We start from the raw sequence: 1,652 nt of genomic DNA, 5'->3' as shown, positions 1-1,652 counted from the left end.
TCCCGCAGGAAGGCCAGGACGGCGGGGTTGGTGGAGGGCAGTTCGGTGTAGGAGCCCAGCCCGAACGCGGGGTTCTGTTTGCGGATCTCGATCATGCGGCGGGTCCAGTGCAGCAGCGAGGACGGTGAGGACATCGACGCCTCGACGTTGGTGACCTGGTAGCCGTAGACCGGGTCCATGATCGTGGGCAGGAACAGCCGGCCCGGATCGCTGGAGGAGAACCCGGCATTGCGGTCCGGGGTCCACTGCATCGGAGTGCGCACGGCGTCGCGGTCGCCGAGCCAGATGTTGTCGCCCATGCCGATCTCGTCGCCGTAGTAGAGGATCGGGGAGCCGGGCAGGGACAGCAGCAGCGCGGTGAACAGTTCGATCTGGTTGCGGTCGTTGTCCAGCAGGGGCGCCAGCCGCCGCCGGATACCGATGTTGGCGCGCATGCGGGGGTCTTTGGCGTATTCCGCCCACATGTAGTCGCGTTCCTCGTCGGTGACCATTTCCAGGGTCAGTTCGTCGTGGTTGCGCAGGAAGATACCCCACTGGCAGCCCGACGGAATGGCCGGTGTCTTCGCGAGGATCTCCGAGACCGGATACCGCGATTCACGGCGTACGGCCATGAAGATGCGGGGCATGACGGGGAAGTGGAACGCCATATGGCATTCGTCTCCGCCGCTTCGGTAGTCGCCGAAGTAGTCCACGACGTCCTCGGGCCACTGATTGGCCTCGGCGAGCAGGACGGTGTCGGGGTAGTGCGCGTCGATCTCCTTGCGGACCCGTTTCAGGAAGTCATGCGTTGCGGGAAGGTTTTCGCAGTTGGTGCCTTCCCGCTGGTAGAGGTAGGGCACCGCGTCCAGACGGAACCCGTCGATGCCCAGATCCAGCCAGAACCGCAGCGCGGAGACCATCTCCTCCTGCACGGCCGGGTTCTCATAGTTCAGATCCGGCTGGTGGGAGAAGAAACGGTGCCAGTAGTACTGCTTGCGGACCGGATCGAACGTCCAGTTGGACGCCTCCGTGTCGACGAAGATGATCCGCGCGTCCGGGTACTGCTTGTCGTCGTCGGCCCACACGTAATAATCCCCGTACGGGCCATCAGGATCACTGCGGGAGGCCTGGAACCACGGATGCTGGTCACTGGTGTGGTTCATCACGAAATCGATGATCACCCGCATGCCCCGCTGATGCGCCGCGTCCACGAACTCCACGAAATCCGCGAGGTCCCCGAACTCCGGCAGCACCGCCGTGTAGTCGGACACGTCATAACCGCCGTCACGCAGCGGGGACTGGAAGAACGGCGGCAGCCACAAGCAGTCCACCCCCAGCCACTGCACATAGTCCAGCTTCGCCGTCAGACCCTTCAGATCACCGACCCCGTCCCCGTCGGAATCCTGAAACGAACGGACCAGGACCTCGTAGAAGACGGCACGCTTGAACCACTCGGGATCCCGGTCGGCGGCGGGAGTGTCCTCGAACATATCCGGAACGGGCTCATTGACGATCATCGTGTGGGTGACCCTCCGATCTGCGGTGAGGACGGTCCAAGCACGGTCAGCACATGCGCACAGGACTCGCCCGGCGTCAGACGCACATAATTGGACCGGCCCCAGTGGTAGACGGCACCGGTCAGCTCGTCCCGCACCGGCACCCGCCCCGCCCCG

1 protein-coding gene and 1 pseudogene are annotated in these 1,652 nt (G+C 64.3%); both read right to left on the bottom strand.

Features of this window, described 5'->3' with window-relative positions:
- The coding region (gene treS, locus ACIHAA_RS31850) for a maltose alpha-D-glucosyltransferase (protein WP_399823308.1) at window positions 1–1,496 on the bottom strand (1,496 nt) is incomplete at its 3' end.
- A pseudogene (locus ACIHAA_RS31845) lies at window positions 1,493–1,652 on the bottom strand (alpha-amylase); the annotation flags it as partial. The pseudogene ACIHAA_RS31845 and the gene treS, both read right to left, overlap by 4 nt.

Origin of the sequence: Streptomyces sp. NPDC052040 (genome assembly GCF_044548405.1) — a bacterium.
Lineage (GTDB): Bacteria > Actinomycetota > Actinomycetes > Streptomycetales > Streptomycetaceae > Streptomyces.
Note: the sequence above shows the minus strand (reverse complement) of the source record. Positions and strands in the feature narration are given on the sequence as shown.